We start from the raw sequence: 20,558 nt of genomic DNA, 5'->3' as shown, positions 1-20,558 counted from the left end.
TTTTTGGTTGCTTGTGAGTATATTTTTATTGCCAGCTCAAGCGGAAGAGGTATCAAGGGGAAATTTCATTTTCTCTCAAAGATTACCACCAGCCCAGGATATTCAACCATCTTCACCTGCTCCACTCCCAACACCAGAACAGCTATTACCGCCACCAGCAGATTTACTTCCATCTCCTCCTCCCAGTTTTAGCCCAGAAGATGCATTACCTAGTGATGTGGGTGCAACTATTGTTGTGGAACGGTTTGAAGTTTTGGGGAGTACGGTTTTTAGTGCGGCGGAGTTAGCTGAAGCTGTGGCTGAGTTTACTAAACGGCCGATTACGATGAGGGAACTTTTTCAGGCTCGTTCTGAAATTACGGCACTATATGTAAATCAAGGCTACATTACTTCTGGTGCTTATATCCCATTGCAAGAGATTCAGTCTGGTGTGGTGAAAATTCAGGTGGTGGAAGGTGAGTTGGAGGAGATCCAAATTACTGGTACTCGACGACTGAATCCTAATTATATCCGTAGCCGTTTGGCGATCGCCAGTACTGTGCCTCTGAATCAGAAACGTTTACTGGAGGGATTGCAACTTTTACAACGAAATCCTTTAATTGCTAATATCTCGGCGAAATTGTCCACTGGTTTACGCCCCAATAGTAGTCTGCTAGAGGTGAAAATTGAGGAGGAAAAATCTTTTAGCGCCAAAGTGATTTTAGATAATGGGCGATCGCCAGCCGTAGGTAGTTTCCGGCGCAGGTTACAATTTAACGAAGGTAATTTGCTGGGAATTGGAGATGGTTTAAATGTCACTTATACTAACACCGATGGTAGCAACGCTTTAGATGCCAGTTACTTACTACCTCTCAATCCTCACAACGGAACTCTCAGTTTTAACTTTGGTACTGCTTCTGGGAATGTGATTGAACGTCCTTTCAACATTCTAGAAATCGAATCCTCTTCTCGCTACTACGAATTGACATTTCGCCAGCCATTAGTCCAAACTCCCACCCAGGAATTTGCCCTTGGTGTAACAGCAGCTCGCATTGAAAGTGAAGCCTCTTATCTGCAAGAAAAACGCGAACCATTCCCGGCTGTGGGAGCAGATGAAGCCGGACGCACAGGTATATCAGCATTACGTTTTTTCCAAGAATGGACAACTCGCAATAGCCAAGAGGTAATTGCTCTCAGGTCCCAATTTAATTTGGGTGTGGGGGCATTCAATGCCACAATTAATACTGACCCTCCTGATAGTCGCTTTTTCAGTTGGCAGGGTCAAGCCCAATGGGTACGTCTCTTAGCCCCGGAAACATTATTACTACTCCGTGCAAATACGCAACTTGCCTCTAGACCGCTTTTGCCTTTGGAACAGTGGGGTTTGGGGGGTTCGGGAAGTGTGCGTGGTTATCGTCAAAATTTCTTGTTCACGGATAATGGCGCTTTAGCTTCAGCTGAAGTCCAAATACCAATTGTACGAGCAGCTAACATAGGTGGAATGTTGCAGGTTATTCCCTTTGCAGATTTGGGTGTGGGTTGGAATAATTCGGGTAGAGAAAATCCTCAGCATAATACTTTAGCTGCTATTGGTTTAGGTTTGCAATGGTTGCAGGGCGATCGCTTCACAGCTCGTCTAGATTGGGGTATTCCTTTAGTATCTGTTGACTCAAATAATGGAGGGACATGGCAAGAAAATGGGCTGTATTTTTATTTGCAATACAATGCTTTTTGAAATTACTGGACTTTGGACAAAAAGAAAACAGGACTTACGCAATAATTGCCAAAAATCTTGATTTATCCAACCGCCAAGAACGCCAAGAAAATGTAGATTATGCGTAAGTCCTATTAAGAAATAGAGCAAACTCTAATTACACTAATAGGAACTGGTTAGAGTTAGTCACATCCAATCTATAAGCTTGAATGTTATTAAGAACAGCAAGAGTTTGATTATTAAAGTTAATCTGAGTATCAGCACCTACTTGATTTAACTGGAGTGTTGAGGTAGTAATACCTAAGCTAACAGCGCCGTTAATACCAATCACATCAGCACCAATTTGGAAGTCAACAATGGTATTAGCAGCTTGTGGTAATTCCGCATTAACAATCCAGAATTTATCATTACCAGCACCACCAGAAAGCAAGTTACCACCACCTGCTTGCACAAAGAAACTATCATTACCTTCACCACCTAAAGCTCGGTCATTGCTACCTAGATAGAAAACGTCATCACCAGCACCACCGGACATCCGATTTCCACCTTGAGCATCATTAGCATCAAATTCATCATCACCACTGCTACCAAAAGCTCTATCATTGCGACTGACGTAGATAATATCCTCACCACTACCGAGATTAATCCGGTTATTTCCTGTGTTAACTAATCTGCCAAGTTGGAGGTCTACGGTATCATTGCTTGCTCCAGTAAAGAGAATATTTTGTATTCCATCAAAGGTGCTACCTTGAACCGGGAAGATATCATCATTATCCGGTGTACCAACAGCAGATAATTTAGGGATATTGGTATTCTCAGTTATTGTCAGGGTTACTAAAATTGGGTCGTGGTCACTTGCGCGTTGAGCATTATCTACAAACTCGCTATTAACATGAACGATGTCAACTTGGGTATTTGCACTCAAATTATTGCTGACTAAAATATGATCTAAGGATTGGGAATTACCATCAAAGTTGAAGGTATAGCGCTCATTTTCTGGCAAGGTATTGGTGAGGTTGGTAAGCACAGGATTACTACCACCTGCCAAAATACTTAAGGGGGAAATAAACTCAAATTCGTTCAAGTCACCAACGACAACAACTTTAGAATTAGGATTAGTTGCCAAAATTCCATCTACAAAATCATTTACTGCTTGAGCTTGGGCGCGACGTTGATCTAACGAACCATTAATTGTAATGTCTTCCTGGCCATTACCAACAGATTCACCGCCAACGGAAGGTTGATTTTGACCAAATAATGGACTGCTACCACCTTTAGATGAGAAGTGATTGTTAATTACTGTGATCTCTTCACCATTGAAAGCGAAGTTGGCTATTAGTGGTAAGCGAGTATCGGTGAAAGCAGCAAAGGAAGAAGAGGGAACAGTTTGAACAGAATCTGCTACCAAATCCACACGACTGTCATTGTATAAGAAAGCGTTACGGATATTTGCGCCGGGCTGTCCACCACTGTTGTTATTGCTAATGAAAGTATTATCAATGAATTGGTAAGTGGGGCCACCTGCGGCGGTTATCGCATCAATTAGAGTTTGTAGAGTTACACTGGCGCTAGTGACACCATCATTTGTACTGCCACTATTGTCTTGAATCTCCTGTAAACCGATGATATCAGGACTTTTGAGATTATTGACGATTTGATTTGCGATCGCATTAAAACGACCATCAGCAACATCTTGATCACCATCACCATCATTAGGATCAAGGTTAAGAACATTGTAAGTTGCGATCGCTAAAGTATCACTATCCTGATTCAATGTAGTAACTTCAGGTTGCAAATTAGCAGACTGAATATTACTGACAAAATCTTCCGTGGGAATTACCTCAAAGTTGCCAAAGTTATAACCGACTACACCAGTGACATCACCCAACCTATCGCCGACATTCACATTAGGGAAGGCAAAATCAAACACACCATTATCTGCGTCAATCTGGATACGTTCGGGGTTAAAGTCATCCGGTGCAATGTTAATTGTGCCACGTTCACTTAAACCAGTTGCACCCGCACCATTATCAGCAACGGTATAAATTTCTCCAAACCTGTTGGTAGCACTCACCGCAATTAAATCTGTAGCTGTGACTCGCATTCCTTCAAGAGATTCGTAAAAATCAATACCATCAGTGGTAGGGTCAAAGGATGTGAGTCCGTCGTCGTCAATGACCTGGGATGGAGGCACTCGACCGCCCGCACCAATAATCACAGCACTAGGTAAAGCATTACCACTGGAGAGGATAGTTATTGTGGGATTGCCACCTATTTGGGTAGTGGAAAGGTTGCCTGTACTAGCTCCACCGGGGGTAAATTCACTGACTGTACCTGTAATAATGATAGAGTCGCCAACGCTGACTGTAGGAGCGCTACCGGTAAAGACAAAAATAGCTTCAGAGGTGGCGATATTGTCATCAGGGTTGGGATCTTGGAGATAAAAACCATTGGAGTCAACAGCAGTAACAATACCGGGGACATCTGTAACAATTTGCCCAATTAACGGTGATGTGTGACCTGCTCCTTGAATGGTATGAATTTTGATGGCATCAAGGGTAATTTCTTCAGTCCGAAACTTCTGGAAATTGTCTTGATCTAAGTCTTTAGATGCTGTGCTGTTGTTGTACCAGAAGGTGTCACCATTATCTACTAATAATTGAATCTTGGTATTACCTGTGAGGTTATCTGGAACGGTAACAATGCCCTCAAAACTACCATTGGTGTTTAAAGCAGTTAAATCTGCTGTTCTCAATACTGGTGCATCTCCAGCATTACCAGTCCAGGTATAAAGACGGAAATCATTGGGTGCGGTATCAGTTGCTGCTCCCACTGAACCGGCGATAATCACATATTCCCCTGTATTATTGCGTTCGATACTGCGAATACCGCGATCGCCTAAATCTAACTGGATAGGTGCGCCAAAGGTAGCTGAACCTGTTGTACCGCCTGTATTATCGAGAATTGAGGAGAAATTAGTAACGGGTATAATTAAGGCTTGAGTACGGTTACTGGTAGGTTCTAGTGGTGTCCTGAAAGCAACATACAGACTGTTACCATCGGGACTAGAGGTTAAACCTTCAATATTAAAGCCATTAGCGGTACTAACAGAAACACCAGAAGCTGCACTGGCTGCTAAACCAAGGAAACCAGCACCGAGTCCATGACCATTATTGTTATCCCAAGCAATTAAATCATCTTCGAGAAATCTGTAAGATCCGGCAAAGTCCAGGGTTGTATTGATACCTGTTCCAGAAACTGTAGTCGCAAAAATCCGTTCTCGATTAGGAGCGTCATTGTTGCTAGAGTTGTTACCGTGAGAACCAATCCAGTAAATTGTATTGCCAATTTGTACTGAACCTTCCAGGTCTACTTCCCCATCTAAACCAGGGAAAGTGGAGAAATCAAAACTGGTAATTGGTGATCCTGACTGATTGCGATCGTAAAGACGAATAATTTGGTCTTCATCATCAGCTACCAACATATAATCAGCATCAATGGCGATCGCTGTGGAAGCGTCACTTGTACCATAGTGGAAGCGGGTGGTATCAGGAACAACGGAAGCAGCAGAAGCCCCATAATTGATCATGTATTCCACAACATTGTCACCATCGCTGACTGATATGGTGATATCTGCAAATCCAACTCCAGTGGGATGAATTTTCAAGTTGCGTGTACCACCACTGCCTGTCAGGTTTAAATTAGCATTGGGGACAACTGATTGATTGTTGCTAGTAACTGTAACTGTGAGATTTTCCACAGGTGTATCAGCATCAGTAATTACTAAATCAACACCCAATATCCTAGCCGGATCTGTGGGATCATCAATCGCACCACTTAAAAATCCTGAACCTGTAGCAGGGAGATTAATTAAAGGTGAAGTGGTGTTTTCTGTAATTGTGGGAACTGCACCTACTGATCCATCATTGTCAGTAATATTAACTGTGGCAATTGTGGGAACTGTAATTCCGTTATAACCAGCATCTGCACTGGTGGCAGAATGGGAAATTGATCCTGTATGATCTCCTTCTGATAAGGCATCATCAACGGCGTTTACAGTTACACTTTGGGGAATATTCCAATTTGCAGAGGTGAAAGTCAAAGTATCGCTACTGACAGTCAATTGATCATCTGGATTAATGGCAATTTCTACATCTGCTGTCGGTTGACTTCTCAAAACAATGGTATAGGTGTCAGTTACACCACCTTCTGTTACCACTGTATTATTATCAGACTGACTGACTAAAACCGCAGGACTAAGAACGGCTGCACTGCTATAACTACCAGGATTACCAAGTCCCCCACTGAGAGAATTAAAGGAATTTAAACCATCTCCCAGAGTTGAAAGTGTCCATTGAGTCGCATCATTGTTACCGAGATTAGCGGATGCTGTCCAAGCACTGACACCATTTGCTCTTGATGTCCCTGGAAATTTGGTGGTATCTCCATAGGAGAAGCTATCAATGAGTTGATTGCTGCTATCAAAGATATTGATTTCATCTTCACGACCTAAGTTAACCGTGAGTTCTCCAATTATTTTTACTGATGAGGACAAACCCCAATCTGTGCGGAAACTGTCAGCGTTATTTTCTGTGACAATTACTGACTCACCAGCACCAACTATGCCAAAAGCACTCAGGGAAACTGTACCAGGGATGCGAGATTCATCGTCATAACTCCAACCTGTCAGATCAACTTCAGTATCACCAATGTTGGTAATTTCAAAAAATTCGCTACCATTGCCACCGTCTTGATATTCTGTAATTCTAATTGCGGGTGGATTTGGTGCGGTGTCGTTATCGGTGATGCTAACTGTGAGGTTAGGAATTGTCAGACTGTTGTAAATAGGATCAGTGCTGGAAATGCTATGAGCGATCGCACCACTATGAGGTTTAGTTTCAAAAATACCATCATCTACAGCTTGAACGGTAATTGTCTGGGGTGTAGTATCACTCAGGTTTAGGGACAGATTAGCAGAGAAGTTAACCCCATCTGTACTCAGGAGAGTCTGTCCATCAGAGACGCTAATATTGATATTGACGGCGGCGGTGGGAACGGTAGTTAGTCCCAGGGTATAAGTATCAGTTTCACCGGTTTCTCTTACAGATATACTACCCTCAGTTTGAGTGAGGATAATAGTTGGGACAATTTCAGTTGCATAGCTTCCAGGATTACCAATATCATTAGCAGTGGAAATAACGGAACTTTGAAGATCGGCAATGGCGGACAATTGCCATTTTGTAGAATCATTAATGCCTAGATTTTCGACTTGTGTCCAACCACTGGCATTTTGAGTCCGCACCCCAGCAATGCGATCATCATAGGTGAGGCGATCTACAAGTTGATTATTATTGTCGTAGATATTGATTTCATCACCGCGTCCTAGTCCTGGCGCAGAATTGCCAATTACTTTAACTGTGGAATCCAGACCCCAAGCTGTGCGGAATGCAGCCACATCAGCAGTTTCGGTGAAAATAACTGATTCCCCTGGTTGTACTGTACCAAAGTCACTGAGGGAAAATGTACCAGGAATGCGATCGCTATCTGAGTAACTCCAACCTGTCAAATCCACAGCAGTATCACTGATGTTTGTCAACTCGACAAATTCACCATCACCCCCGGAGTAAAGATATTCGGTGATTTTTATGGATGCAGTCGTCGCTATAGTTGCTAATGTAAAGGCTGTGTCACTAAAAGGTACATCTGGGGCAATGGTATCAATACTCTGATCGCCAGAACCATCTTGAGCAATCCAATTGCTAGGATTATTAATAATTGGTAAATAGTCAGCAAAATTAGCTGCACCTGTTCTATCACTGTTAAAAGCAGCTACATCCGCCCCACCAGCAGCTAGTGATGATAAATCTAGAGCATTTACCCCAGCCGTTAAGCCTGTATTGGTGAGTGTTCCATTGCTTTCACTAAAACCACCCCCTGCGATCGCAGTAATAAATATGGGTGAACTTGCATCTCCCTGATAAGCATAAAGCACTTCCCCACTGGCGCTGAGTCCTCTATTATTACCTCGTTCTGCTACAGGTTGAATAATTGTTCCTGTGCTGGCGACAATCTCTCCAGAACCAATATTATCAATACGAATAATAGTTCCTGCGGCAATTAAACTGTCAGATGTCCAGCTAAATGCACCTTCATTTGTATCATTCCAAGTAGTACCATTCCACTCGTTATCCTCAAAAATAATTACTTCGTTAGGGTTAATGTCAACTAATGCCACAAAAGCAATATTGTCATTACCGTCCGCATTAAACCCAACAAATGCGATATTTCCGGCTGTAAGTGCCATAAGTTAGATTTTCCCTATTTAAGAAATCAGATCAAAATAATTAATTAGTATCTTATCTACTAGGTTTACCCAGTTTGGTTAAGGGAACAAAAAGTAAAAGTTATTAGAACATTATCAATACCGTTGCAAACATAAGAGAATAAAGATGTACTGTCAATTTTCGAGGATAATGAATAAAAGAATCAAAACATAAAACTCTAGAAGTTAAGTAAAGAATTAGAATGAATTATTGGCTGATGAAGTCGGAACCATTAGTTTATAGTATCGCTGACCTTCAACGGCAGAGTGAGACTATTTGGGATGGTGTTCGCAATTATCAAGCTCGCAATTATTTGCGTCAAATGCTCCCTGGAGATTTAGCTTTTTTCTATCACTCCAACACCAATCCTCCGGGCATTGTGGGGTTAATGCGGATAGTGAAAAATGATATTGCTGACCCCACCCAGTTTGAGCCAAATAGTAAATACTATGACCCGAAATCTAGTCCGGAATCACCCCGTTGGCAAACAGTTGTAGTGGAATTTGTGGAAACTTTTGATCACCCTATTAGTCTGTCAACCCTCCGAGAAAAGTTTGACCCCGAAGAACTAATGGTGGTGAGGCGAGGAAATCGTTTATCGGTGATTCCGGTTCCTGAAGCGGTGGCGATGAAGATTCAGGGCTTGAAAACTCTTTAAAAGTTGGTTGAATGCGGGGAATGAATGGCGCTGATTAGTAACCATTTTTTGATAGAGTGATGCTTTGTCGATCGCTGGAATATTTATGCCCCTGGTATCACTGCCCGCATCTCTCCAGAAGGACTTACCCCTCATCGCCCTTGCACCCATGCAGGATGTGACAAATCTCTGGTTTATGAAGGTTATCGCCCACTATGGCAGTCCTGACTACTTTTTCACTGAGTATTTCCGGGTTAATGATACCTCACGGCTCAATCGTAGCATTCTGGCAGCAATCACGGAAAATGACACGGGTCGCCCCGTTTTTGCCCAAATGATTGGCGAAAGTATTCCAGATTTAGTCAGAACAGCACAGGAACTCTGCGGCTATAATATCGCTGGAGTTGACTTGAATATGGGCTGTCCCGCACCGAGAATTTATCGCAAAAATGTTGGGGGTGGCTTGCTGCTTTCACCGGAAAAAGTGGATCGGATTTTGGGAGAATTAAGACAGGCTGTGAGCGATCGCCCTTTGACGGTCAAGATGCGCTTAGGCTTTGAAAATACGGATACCTTTTACGAAATTCTAGATTTAATTAATCGCCACAGTATTGATTTACTCAGTGTTCATGGTCGCACAGTCAAAGATATGTACCACGGCGCAGTGAAATATGATTTGATTGCTGAAGCTGTGAGACGGGTCGATTGTCCAGTGCTGGCTAATGGCAATATCCACTCAGCAACAACAGCCCTAGAAGTGCTTTCTCAAACCGGCGCGGCGGGTGTAATGGTGGGAAGGTGGGCTATTGGGAATCCTTGGCTGTTTAATCAAATTCGTCAGGCTTTGCGCTGCGAGCCGATTACCCCCGTTCCTTTAGTAGAGGTACGCAACTATATTGACCGTTTATGCCAAACCCCAGCCGCCGCAACCATGCCAGAAAGAGCGCGTATTGGCTACCTCAAAAGGTTTCTCAACTACATTGCCCTCAGTGTTGATACTGACGGTGATTTCCTGCGGCGAATGCGACACAGCCAGACCGAGGTAGAACTGCTTAATCTGTGCGATCGCGTTCTCCTGAGTGATCTGACAAAAACTTTAGCCCTCACACCCTACTCAGGCATTTAACGCACTTCCAATCAATAAAATAAATACTAACTATACAAGAAACAACTTATAGCAATTATTTATGAGGCTACGGCTATATTTCTACCTCTCCAGTTCCCTACCTGCTAGCGGGGAGGGTTAGGGTGGAGTTCTTTGTCTGCATCTTCATATCAAATTAATATTACTTACTTGAGCTTGAGTGTACATTCTAAAATTAATTTTTGATTCACCAACGAATAGGGTTGTATTTCTAAAGCCCGTTTAAATGCTTTAATAGCTTGACGGTACTCTCTCAAGGCAGCGTAACACAAGCCCATCCCATGTAGAGCGCCAAAATGTACTGGGTTAATCTGAATCACCCTCTCGCAGTCTCCTAGAGATAATTGATACTCACCCATACTGTAATACAAAAAAGCCCGGCGATTCCAAGCCTCAGCAAAATCTGGTTGCTGTTCGATCAGTTCCGTCAATATTACTTCAGCTTGAGCCATTTCCCCCGCATCCAGTAATTTTTGACTCTGCTCAATTCTTTCTAACCCATAAATTCCCTTCTGCTGAAACCAGATCCGCCAGAGTTTCTTAGTGGCTTGCTCTCTCACTTTCACATCCGGGTTTTTCAAGTCTTCCAGTAACGAGTTAATAGATAAAGAATCCATAAATTTGAAATCAGAGATTATATTTTTGTATCTTTGTTTTAAAATATCAAGTTTTCCCGAAAATCTAATCAGCCTTTTTTAAAGACATCTTTAATTTTTTGCCCTACTCATTAAATATTAAGCAAATCGGAATAGTTTTTATGTATGAAGTAATACTTTTCAGCAAAAAATCAGATATTTTATCCTCAATGATTAATCATGAGAACAGCAAGGTTTCAAAACCAAAAACTAACTATTACCAGATCACAAATACGTGTTAACCAATAGTTCAGAAAAAAACACACAAGAATATGCTGTTTTATCCAGTGGTGAATCCCAAACATAACGGAGCAAAGAAGCATAAGTATAGGGAGTACGAGAAAAATGTGTTCCCAGTCCTCATCTCTACAGAACCTCTCTAGGACAATTTGCCGCCACCTCACAGAAGATATTCAGTAGAGTCCCAAATTAATCCTTCCTAGCTCTCCGTAGCGCGTCAATGTGGCAGATCGGCTATCCCTCTCATACCTAGAAGGAATCGGCTTCCCGCCGCTTTTGGCGATCAATTCAACGCCAGGAGCTTACACTTTTTGAATCACTCTGCTAATGTGAGTAAATTTCCCTACAATCTATCAAGTGAGAGCGCGAGGCTAAAAATATTGGACGACAACTATCAAACTTACTTGAATCGGGTAGCAAGAATGACCCTACCAGAAGCTTACAGATCCCAAATTCAGCATATTCAGGAATCTGCTAAGTTTCATTTGCATTCTGGCTCCAGACAAGCCGCACCTTTTCCAGGTTATTCACTCATTACCCCACCTGCGGCAGAAGATGCAAAAAACGCTAGTTTCTATAGCAAATTACAATCTTACCAGCAGCAAATTTTACAGTTACCGATCAACACCGATTTGATCGTCCCTCTACCCCCAGCTAGCTTTCATCTGACTTTAGCTGACTTGATTTGGGACAGTGCTTATGTTCATGCGTCTGAAAAAAACCCTGAATTTGGAGAGCAGTTAAATTCTTGTTGTGCTGAAATATTTCAGAAGTATCAACAATCCATGACAAATGAAACCAATCCGATTAAATGGCAAATGCTGGGATTAATAGTCATGCCTAGAGCTATAGGTATTTGTTTAGTCCCCCAGGATCAAAGTAGCTATGACCAAATTATCCAATTTCGCCGTCAAATTTATCAAAATCCTCAGTTAATGGCCTTAGGTATTGAACAGCATTATCACCTGTTTACAGCCCATGTGACATTAGGCTATTTTGGCAATATTTCCGCAGATTTAGACCGTATAAATCTCACAAATGTGCTGTCTGAATTAAATCAGCAATGGCTGTCGGATTCTCCCAAATTTTTAATCGACCGTGTGGAACTACGGAAATTTGACGATATGACACACTATTATCGTCAACCAGAGTGGCCGAGTTTAAATTTTTAGGGACTGATATCGTTTCTTAATGGAGATGCCTTTTCTTATTTGCTGTTGAAACTTTATATTAGGACTTACGCATAATCTACGTTTTCTTGGCGTTCTTGGCGGCTTGGCGGTTGGATAAATCAAGATTTTTGGCAATTGTTGCGTAAGTCCTGTATATATCAAGTCTCTAGATAAATTTGGCAAAATCTCATAGACAATTGCTATAAACCTCTTCTAAGAAACACATTTTGTTATCCTGATATAGCAAATTTTTGAGGAAAATAATCCTCATGTGTTTCTTGGGAGCAACCTTTTTTTAATGAAATTAATCTCATAAATGGCAGATATTCGGGCTGAACGCTACAAATTAAGCCGCAGAATTTCAGTCATTTGCTGTATTGCGGAAACATGACAGATAATTTTTCGTCATTTTGATTTCCACATATATATCAATCTGGGTGATGTTAAAAGCTGTATTGATTTTTCTCAAGTCTCGATTTTCAAGAATGAAATCCTATCGGAAATCTTACTAGTTGAGGTTGTATTTAATTATGTTCATCTTTAATTAAGATAGCTAAAGCACTTCTATCCTCAATACCTTAGCTATTTTTTGTAGGTTGCGCTCTCGCTTAACCCAACCCAACCTACGAATTAAGGCTTTTTTTAATTTGTCTCAGGTATTGATCCTATTATATTGTGTTTTTAGTTCTCGTATTACTGGTGGAATTGCAAAACATTAAGTCAGCGAAATATCAGGATAAATGATGTCAATTAAATGCTTTTCAGATGGTTTCTGATGCTATCTCTATCACACTCTAAAGGGAATTTTCAGTGATTAGAATTTTATGGGATGCTGATTTAATATTAGAGGCTTTGATTAATCGCCAAGAATTTACAGACGATATTAGAGAATTATTAGACACAGCACATCCATTAATTGAAATGTACATCACGGATGTTGGCTGGCAAAAAATTTACACCTATGCCAGATGCTTAAAAAATACTAAAATTGCCGAAATAGTCTTATTTTGGTTAAAAGGGAAAATTGCGGTTTGCCAAGTTGACCAGCAGATTATCCACAAAGCACGCTCATTACCCTTGAGAGATTTTGAATCTGCTGTCGAGTTATCCTGTGCTAGGTTCTGTGAGCTAGATGCAATTGTTACTCACAGACCAGAAGATTTTGCAGGATTTACAAATAAGTTGTGGGTTTGGTCGATAAAAGACTTGTGCTTACGTGTAAATCTAGAGAATCAGTTACAGGGGACTAAGTAAGAAGGTATATTTGATTTTACTATAGCCCCCTGGGTACAAACATCTTTTAATTAACGGACTTCTTTCAAACTCTCAACTTGTTTAGTAAACATTTCAGTAAATAGACTCATAACTGTGCGTTCTTCCCGCACTTTAATATTAGCGACAATTGACATTCCTGACTGTAACGAGATATTTCTACCGTTAATATCTAAATATTGTTTATCCAAACTAATGGTTGCCGGAAATCTATAAAATTGATATGTTTCATCTGGTGGTAATGCATCTGAGCCGATACTAACCACTTGTCCTTTAATGTCACCAAACTTGCTAAAAGGAAAAGAATCAATTCTCACATCAGTCTTCATCCCTGGCCGCACAAAACCAATATCTTTATTGGTAATGAAAACCTCAGCAGTGAATTTATCATTAGGGACAATTTGTAAAACGATTTGACTAGCATTGGCGACAAAACCAGGGTTTTTTGCTTGGAGGTCGAAAATAGTTCCTGCTACAGGAGCGCGGAGTTCTTGATATTCAAAGTTTAATTGAGATTGGGAAATCTTACTATTTAAATCTGCCAAAGTTTGTTCATTACTTAGCACAATTTTCATAAATTGGCTATCAATTTCTGCAATCCGTTTTTTATTATCAGCTATTTTTTCTAAGACATTTTTTCCAGAAGCCGCCACGGTATTTTTTTGTTCTTGCTGTCTTTGCTCAATTCCGAACTGTAAACGTTGCTGTTCCTCATCTAGTTCGGCTATTTCGGCTGCGAGGGTTTGGACTTGTTGTTGCTGATTGAGATACTGAAGCTGAGAAATACCACCTTCTTCGGCGAGGATTTGAATTTTATCTAAGATACCCTGTTGAATGGCTAAACTAGATTGAGTATTTTTCTTTCTCACTTTTACTTGAGCAAGTTCTTTTTTAGTTTTATCTACTTCTAATTGTGCGGCGCTAGAGCGAGAATCTAATTCTCTTTGAGCAAATTGTAACCGTTTTTGTTCGTCAATTCCTAAACCTGTAACTGTATTTAGGTTACTCAGTTCAGCACGTAATAATTCATTTTCTTTAACTAATGCTGTCCTACTTTTTAACAGAAATTCGGCATTTATGGGTAATTTACCACTGGAAAATTCTACTTCAGATGCTGTGGTATAACTATTTTCCATTAACCGCCGATAAATTTGGTTTTCTGCCATTAACGCGGTGCGAATCTGTTTTAATGCATCTAATTCGGCAACTGTAGCTACAGTTTCAAAGGTAAGTAATAAATCTCCTGGCTGAACTTTTTCGCCATCTTTAATATGAACAGATTTTACGACTCCACTGACGGGAGCTTGAACTTCTTTGACTGTCCCTTCTGGCTTGAGTTGACCTGTAGCGGGGACTACTTGCTCAATTTTAGCGAAATAAGCCCAAGTAATTCCAAAACAGGCTAACCCAACTAAGGTCATCATAATTGCACGGGACCAAATTGGGGATTGGCGTAATACTACTGATTGTTCAAAATTAGTATAGTCGGCGTTACCAAAAGACTGGTGAGAAGCTTTAGCTAAAGATGTGTCTATCTGGGAATCTGGTTGGATATTATTTTTTTGCTTACCGTTGCTATTTCCATTAAGTAGAGTCATAGGATTTTAGATTTGGGTAGGAACTATTGGGGAGAAAATTAGTGCTAGGTTTATAAGTTAACTTCTTGTTGCTGATAAAGATAGGAATAATGACCTTTAGCAGCCATTAATTCTCGGTGGTTTCCTTGTTCGATAACTCTGCCATTATCCATAACGACTATCATATCTGCATGGCTAACGGTGTTCAGACGGTGGGTGATAAAGAAAACTGTGTTCCCTTTAAAGGCTTGAGCTAAGTTTAAACACACTTGTCTTTCTGTGGGGTAGTCTAGGGCGCTGGTGGCTTCGTCTAAAACTAATAACTTTGGTCGTTGTAATATAGAACGGGCGATCGCAATTCTTTGTCTTTGTCCTCCGGAAAGTCCCGCACCCCGTTCTCCTACCCGTGTATTGTAACCGTTGGGTAAGGACATAATAAAATCGTGCGCCACAGCAATGCGCGCTGCTGCAATAATTTCGTCTGTGGTGGAATCGGGATTGGTTAAAGCGATATTGTCCTGAACAGTTCCATCAAATAAGAGTGTTTCTTGGGGAACTACACCCAGCTGTCGCCGCAGGGAATAAAGTTCGACTTTGGCAATATCATAATTATCAACTAAAATTCTGCCGGACTCTAGTTCGTATAATCTCAGCAGTAGTTTCATTAATGTGCTTTTACCGGAACCACTTTGACCGACAATCCCAATAAATTTTCCTGATGGAATATCGAGGTTAACGTTAGAAAGTTGTAAGGGGCCACTGGTCGCAAATCGGAAGGAAACATTTTCAAATTTGACATCCCCAGAGATGGCGGGTAAGGGAATATTTCCTCGGTCTTCTTCGCCTTCTTCTGGTGTATCAACAATATCGCTTAAACGTTCTAGAGATAAAGCTGTTTCTTGGAAAGTTTGCCAGAGTTGAGCTAATCGTAATATGGGGCTGGTGACGTAACCTGAGATAATCCGAAAGGCGATTAATTCACCCAGAGTTAATTCTTGTTGCAGGACTAGATAAGCGCCTAACCACAAAATTAGTAATGCACTGAGTTTATTCAGAAAACTACTGGTGGAGTTGGCGAGGGTGGAAGTAATAACAGTTTTAAAACCAGCCGCTACATATTGAGCATAACGCTTTTGCCAGGAAAACCGCGATTGTAGTTCAATGTTTTGGGCTTTTACTGTCTGCATCCCCGACATGACTTCAACTAAATATGATTGCGTGTGGGCGTTGCGTTCGGCTTTACTGCGTAACTGTTTGCTAATTGTGGGGGAAGCAATTAATGTGATGATAATAAATATGGGAATTGTGCTTAAACCGACTAAGGTTAATTGCCAGCTATAAAACAGCATGACGATAATATAAATTATCGAAAATAGGGCATCTAAAACGACGGTTAAGGCTGTACCTGTGAGAAACTGGCGAATATTCTCTAATTCGTTGATGCGAGTGGAAAGTTCACCGACAGGTCGTTTATCAAAATAGCGCTGTGGTAAACGTAGTAGGTGGTCGATAATTTTTGAACCCAAACTCATATCAATACGGTTGGTGGTATCGACAAATAAGTAGGTTCTTAATGTGGTGAGTAAGGCTTCAAATATGCCGACTACTAACAGCAATACTCCTAAAATATTGAGGGTATTAATGCTATTTTGAACTATGACTTTATCAATGATTAGTTGAATGACGAGGGGGTTAGCTAGCTGGGCTAATTGGACAAAGAAGGAAGCAATAAAAACTTCTATGAGAACTCGGCGATATTTGGAGAGATAAGGAATAAACCATTGAATACCAAAGCGTTCTTGGGGTGTTTCTTTGGTAGCAGTCAGTAATAAAACTTTTACCTGGGGAGGTAAGTTGCTTTCGTCAACATCTAATTTGGCGACAAATTCCGCAGGTTTGCAACGGACAATTCCTTGGGATGGTACACCTATAACTATGGTGTTCGGGTTGGTTTCATATAAAACAGCATAGCTATCACCATAATAAATTAGTGCTGGTGTGGGAATGCGGGTAATTGCTGCTACGGGTAGGTCTACTAACTGAGATTTGAGTCCGATGAATTCGGCGACGTAAGCACAAGCTGGAAAGGATATGTTTCCTTGACGTTGGATTTGCTCAGTTAAGAAGCGACGAATCACCTCCCGGCGAAAGGGCATTTCTAGGTGTTTCGAGAGCATTTGAAAACAGGCGATGGTGGTATTTAATTCGCCTTTAGCTTTAATAAATGGGTATTTTTGAGGTTTTCGTGGGGTTTCTTCTGGAGATGGTTGGGGCTGGGGAATTTCTTGGTCAGAGGCGTAGGGAATATCTAGGTCATCTGTGATAGTTGCTTGGGTAAGTTTTACCGGAGTCTCTATTTGATGACTATCTAAAAATGATAAGTCTGTGGGAGATAAACCTATCAAACGAGGGCGTTTTGTTCCTGTGATTTCTAGTGTGTCAGTTAATTCTAAGCGGGAACCAGGAGGAAATTGGGTGAATGAACTACTGCTACTGACGAACCAGATATGTTCTCTATCTAGTTGAATGGCTGAGGTGATGTCTGGATTAAGATAATGTATTTTGGCTCTGGATAAGGCTTGTTCGGCTAGTTCGGTGAAGTTCAGTACTGCGTTGGCTTGCTTTTCTACTTGTGAACTGAGAACGTCAAATACTTCGATTAAATGACTGCGGTTTACGCGTGTGTTGCTAAAGTGTGGGTAGGAAGTCAGGAGGCGCAAATATTCGGTTTTATTTAAGCTGAGACAGATGACTTCTGTGGATGCGATCGCTGTTTCACAGGCCACTTCCCGTAATATACTAATCTCACCGATGATTGCGCCTGGTTCCAATAATTTTAAGGTTGTAGGTGTTTGGGTTTGGGGATGATATCCCAATAACCGGACTTTTCCTTGGTAAAGAATGCTAATTTGTTCGTTGAGTTTTTCTTTCCCGATTATTTTGTTTCCTATGCGGTAGCGCAAAGGTTGTAATTGTTGGGAAAGATGAGTTATTTCTTCAGCAGGTAGATGTTGAAAGCCTTCTATTTTGGAAAGAAATTCTGGAAAGTAACTTGCAATATTAGCCATTTCTTGATTAGTATATATAGATGTGTATTTATAATTACAACCTAAAAGTTAGTTTGAGATTTTGAGGTTGCTATTATCTGTATTTTGTGTTGTCATCTGTGCTTGTAGCCAAGTATGAAAACGTTCGTTTAGTAGGCGTTGGCGTAGTGAATTATCTAACTGTGTGAGCAGTAATTTTTCTAGGCGGATGATGACTATCAAGTTTTCTATTGGAGTTGGTGGTAGGAGTTGCTGTGGTTGGCTACTAGTTAATATCTTGGCTAAAACTGGATGCAGAGTTTGCAATTCTACCGGACCAACTAAACCATTTGTCTGTGCTTCTGGTCCTTGGGAATATTCTTGTGCTAATTCACCAAAGGTTTGTTCTCCGGCTTGGAGGCGAAAATAAATTTCTTGAGCAATCCCCATGTCATTAGTTCTGATTAAAGAATAAATTACTCGATCTAGTTGGGGTTTGCGCTGGGAAAAGTAGGATTCTAAATCGTTTCCCCAAGTCAAGTGCTTGAATTTTTCGATTTTAAATTGGCGGATGGCGATCGCATCTAATTGTTCTGTGGTAAGATTATTCTTTTCTAGCCAGCGTTGACGGATATCGTCAGAGGTGATTTGATAATGTTGAGCTAAATTTTCACAGGCTATTTTCTTTTCTTCTGGTGTACATGAAATTTCAGCGATCGCTTCGTCAATAACTACTTCTTTGATTAGCTGTGGAAGCATTTGGTATTTTTCCAGCAGTTGCAAAATTTCTGCTGAGTCACAATTATGAAGATTAGCAACTGTTTGTTGCCAAATTTCACCGGATTTTAGAACTGCTGTCATATTTTTTTATTAACAATAGTTTTGACTAGAATACTCGAAAAATTTAGCTAATAGGTTATTCTTTGGTTAATAAGGTTGTGGTGCAGATATATAATGCTTCAGTTTAGTGTAAATAGATAGGTATATAGTATCAGGACTTACGCTAAAATTCACATACACAATCCTGTAATATGCGATCGCTGAATCAGCGTAATCTATTGACAAAGCTCATGAGCTAAATTGAAGTGAAACTTTATGTCAGTATTCTAGATATATTAAGTTAATTTAAGTACATGACCTCTAAGGGAGTTCTTTTCATCCTAATGAAAGTTATTTTGTGTTGATTCATTAACATAGAGAGTGAAACCAAGCACAAATCCTGAAACTATGAGATTATAAAGAAAATCTTAAGAAAGCTCAAAATCATGATTACTGCTAAGATGATGCAACAAATTTGGTCTGTAGTGGAGTCCACCCAAGTTAGTACTCTACTCCAGTTCGACGATGCCGCCTTAATCCAATTACTCCTTCAGAAGTTTAAATCCCAGCAAGTGCTAGATATTCAAGCAGATAGCAGCCTCAATACTTACATCAAATCTAAACTTCCCTTAATCCGTGACACAGCAGAAGGAAGAATATCCTGTGACAAAGGCTATTATTAGTAGAGCAAACAAAATAATTACACATATAACATATATGGTCAATTATTTTCTGGGAATGTAACCTTGACAAAATATATGAATCACTGGCTAGGAATTGCCCTGGTAGCTTATCTAATTGGAGCAGCAATTGAAGGGGTGAGTACAGTCAGTCAGCTATCTCTTTTAATTCAAGAGCTAGAGCAAAGTAAGGAAGAGAAATCATCAGAATCAGATAATTTGTCTCACTCAAATTGGAGAATGTTAACTACCATCGCCTCCGTTAGTATGTGTGGAGCTTTCTTTTGGCCTTGCCGACTGCTCCACCGTTCTATTAAAGGATGGATTTCATCGAAAAACTTGTAGATGATAGTATTAATTTTGATAATTATACTCTTTACCGCCAGTATAAAAAATTATATCAAAAATTGAATCAATTATTTAGAGGAAATTTGAGGGACTTTCACCGTCAGCATCTCTGGGTATCCACATCATTTGACTAATGGAAACAGAAAGTATCAGAAGTGATTTAGGGAAGATAGCGCTTCACTCAAAGTTCAACCAAAGAAATGATGTTAAGCAACCCCCAATCAACTAACCTATAATAAACTAATAAAGTTGAGTTCATCCTTAAGGACGAGTCAAGCCCCCTGTAACTGTTAGAGATCAACAAATGCACTTAACCACTGACTAATCTGGTCATGGTGAATGCAGGAAACAAAAATCTCACTGCCTGCGAAACGGCAATTGCTGCAACGGGGGGAAATACTGCCACTCAATGCCTCGGCTGTGTCAGACCTACCCTTGTGGAAGGATTGGCTGAAATCGGGTTTAGCCCCGAATATCCTTGTGATATGCCGGATACGGTGATGGCAGATGAAGCGGGAAACCCTGTTCAGGTAGTTTTTCTCCTTGAGAGAGAACGAATGAAACCGTTGTTGCGCTGGCTATAAGTTGGAAATTCCAGCTTCAGCCGAAGACAAGTTAGGGTGCTTCACATCTCTAGACAGTGATGATTTTGGAGAGAATCGATGTCAATTTATGTAGGTAACCTCTCATACGACGTTACACAAGATGATTTGAAGGAAGTTTTTACAGAATATGGTTCTGTGAATAGAGTTCAGCTACCTAGTGACCGAGAAACAGGTCGTCCGCGAGGCTTTGGTTTTGTGGAAATGCAAACCGAGGCCGAAGAAGCTGCTGCTATTGAAGCTTTAGACGGTGCTGAATGGATGGGTCGTACCCTGAAAGTTAACAAAGCTAAACCCAAAGAAAACAGAGGTCCCTCCGGTGGTAGCCGGGGTGGATATGGTGGTGGCTACTAAGCTTTGAAAGTTGAAATGTTAACTAGAGTTTTCAAG

14 protein-coding genes are annotated in these 20,558 nt (G+C 40.8%); 9 read left to right on the top strand and 5 right to left on the bottom strand.

Annotation, left to right across the window (positions count from 1 at the left end; genetic code table 11):
* The first annotated feature begins 235 nt into the window (after positions 1–235).
* Positions 236–1,714: a ShlB/FhaC/HecB family hemolysin secretion/activation protein gene (locus tag VB620_RS11065; protein ID WP_407674196.1), complete on the top strand. Its 1,479-nt coding sequence runs from the start codon at positions 236–238 to the stop codon at positions 1,712–1,714.
* 136 nt (positions 1,715–1,850) lie between these two features.
* Here VB620_RS11065 and VB620_RS11060 read toward each other — a convergent pair whose 3' ends face one another.
* A complete protein-coding gene (locus tag VB620_RS11060; protein ID WP_323196204.1) occupies positions 1,851–7,997 on the bottom strand; it encodes a lamin tail domain-containing protein in 6,147 nt (2,048 codons plus the stop codon).
* Positions 7,998–8,218: 221 nt separating this feature from the next.
* Between VB620_RS11060 and VB620_RS11055 the strand changes: the two genes are divergently transcribed.
* Together VB620_RS11055 and VB620_RS11050 are read left to right on the top strand one after the other, a co-directional pair.
* Positions 8,219–8,674, top strand: coding sequence for an EVE domain-containing protein (locus tag VB620_RS11055; RefSeq protein WP_323196203.1), 456 nt, complete (start codon positions 8,219–8,221; stop codon positions 8,672–8,674).
* A gap of 85 nt (positions 8,675–8,759) precedes the next feature.
* Positions 8,760–9,779: a tRNA dihydrouridine synthase gene (locus VB620_RS11050; RefSeq protein ID WP_323196202.1), complete on the top strand. Its 1,020-nt coding sequence runs from the start codon at positions 8,760–8,762 to the stop codon at positions 9,777–9,779.
* Between the two features lie 164 nt (positions 9,780–9,943).
* Here VB620_RS11050 and VB620_RS11045 read toward each other — a convergent pair whose 3' ends face one another.
* Entirely contained in the window at positions 9,944–10,414 is a 471-nt protein-coding gene (locus tag VB620_RS11045; protein ID WP_323196201.1) for a tetratricopeptide repeat protein, read from the bottom strand.
* A gap of 638 nt (positions 10,415–11,052) precedes the next feature.
* Here VB620_RS11045 and VB620_RS11040 point away from each other — a divergent pair.
* On the top strand, positions 11,053–11,844 hold the full coding sequence (locus VB620_RS11040) for a DUF1868 domain-containing protein (RefSeq protein ID WP_323196200.1): 792 nt from the start codon (positions 11,053–11,055) through the stop codon (positions 11,842–11,844).
* An 810-nt stretch (positions 11,845–12,654) separates the two neighbouring features.
* Entirely contained in the window at positions 12,655–13,098 is a 444-nt protein-coding gene (locus VB620_RS11035) for a PIN domain-containing protein (RefSeq protein WP_323196199.1), read from the top strand.
* Between the two features lie 50 nt (positions 13,099–13,148).
* Here VB620_RS11035 and VB620_RS11030 read toward each other — a convergent pair whose 3' ends face one another.
* Genes VB620_RS11030 through VB620_RS11020 form a run of 3 tightly spaced genes read right to left on the bottom strand, consistent with a single transcriptional unit; the run spans position 13,149 to position 18,580 of the window.
* Positions 13,149–14,714, bottom strand: coding sequence for an HlyD family efflux transporter periplasmic adaptor subunit (locus VB620_RS11030; RefSeq protein WP_323196198.1), 1,566 nt, complete (start codon positions 14,712–14,714; stop codon positions 13,149–13,151).
* A 50-nt stretch (positions 14,715–14,764) separates the two neighbouring features.
* Positions 14,765–17,761, bottom strand: a complete 2,997-nt coding sequence (locus VB620_RS11025; RefSeq protein WP_323196197.1) for a peptidase domain-containing ABC transporter — start codon at positions 17,759–17,761, stop codon at positions 14,765–14,767.
* 48 nt (positions 17,762–17,809) lie between these two features.
* Entirely contained in the window at positions 17,810–18,580 is a 771-nt protein-coding gene (locus tag VB620_RS11020) for a peptidylprolyl isomerase (RefSeq protein WP_323196196.1), read from the bottom strand.
* A gap of 404 nt (positions 18,581–18,984) precedes the next feature.
* Between VB620_RS11020 and VB620_RS11015 the strand changes: the two genes are divergently transcribed.
* From VB620_RS11015 to VB620_RS11000, 4 genes are all read left to right on the top strand, one after another.
* Entirely contained in the window at positions 18,985–19,221 is a 237-nt protein-coding gene (locus tag VB620_RS11015) for a hypothetical protein (protein ID WP_323196195.1), read from the top strand.
* A gap of 75 nt (positions 19,222–19,296) precedes the next feature.
* Positions 19,297–19,563, top strand: a complete 267-nt coding sequence (locus VB620_RS11010) for a hypothetical protein (protein ID WP_323196194.1) — start codon at positions 19,297–19,299, stop codon at positions 19,561–19,563.
* A 335-nt stretch (positions 19,564–19,898) separates the two neighbouring features.
* Entirely contained in the window at positions 19,899–20,150 is a 252-nt protein-coding gene (locus VB620_RS11005) for a hypothetical protein (protein WP_323196193.1), read from the top strand.
* Positions 20,151–20,228: 78 nt separating this feature from the next.
* A complete protein-coding gene (locus VB620_RS11000) occupies positions 20,229–20,522 on the top strand; it encodes an RNA recognition motif domain-containing protein (protein ID WP_323196192.1) in 294 nt (97 codons plus the stop codon).
* The last annotated feature ends 36 nt before the right edge of the window (positions 20,523–20,558 follow it).

This window comes from Nodularia harveyana UHCC-0300 (assembly GCF_034931085.1).
Taxonomy (GTDB): Bacteria; Cyanobacteriota; Cyanobacteriia; order Cyanobacteriales; family Nostocaceae; genus Nodularia; species Nodularia harveyana.
Note: the sequence above shows the minus strand (reverse complement) of the source record. Positions and strands in the feature narration are given on the sequence as shown.

Coding starts and splice junctions, on each gene's coding strand:
- VB620_RS11060 (WP_323196204.1), bottom strand. CDS start 7,997: ATGGCACTTACAGCCGGAAATATCGCATTTGTTGGGTTTAATGCGGAC.
- VB620_RS11055 (WP_323196203.1), top strand. CDS start 8,219: ATGAATTATTGGCTGATGAAGTCGGAACCATTAGTTTATAGTATCGCT.
- VB620_RS11050 (WP_323196202.1), top strand. CDS start 8,760: ATGCCCCTGGTATCACTGCCCGCATCTCTCCAGAAGGACTTACCCCTC.
- VB620_RS11045 (WP_323196201.1), bottom strand. CDS start 10,414: ATGGATTCTTTATCTATTAACTCGTTACTGGAAGACTTGAAAAACCCG.
- VB620_RS11030 (WP_323196198.1), bottom strand. CDS start 14,714: ATGACTCTACTTAATGGAAATAGCAACGGTAAGCAAAAAAATAATATC.
- VB620_RS11025 (WP_323196197.1), bottom strand. CDS start 17,761: ATGGCTAATATTGCAAGTTACTTTCCAGAATTTCTTTCCAAAATAGAA.
- VB620_RS11020 (WP_323196196.1), bottom strand. CDS start 18,580: ATGACAGCAGTTCTAAAATCCGGTGAAATTTGGCAACAAACAGTTGCT.
- VB620_RS11015 (WP_323196195.1), top strand. CDS start 18,985: ATGATTACTGCTAAGATGATGCAACAAATTTGGTCTGTAGTGGAGTCC.
- VB620_RS11010 (WP_323196194.1), top strand. CDS start 19,297: ATGAATCACTGGCTAGGAATTGCCCTGGTAGCTTATCTAATTGGAGCA.
- VB620_RS11005 (WP_323196193.1), top strand. CDS start 19,899: ATGGTGAATGCAGGAAACAAAAATCTCACTGCCTGCGAAACGGCAATT.
- VB620_RS11000 (WP_323196192.1), top strand. CDS start 20,229: ATGTCAATTTATGTAGGTAACCTCTCATACGACGTTACACAAGATGAT.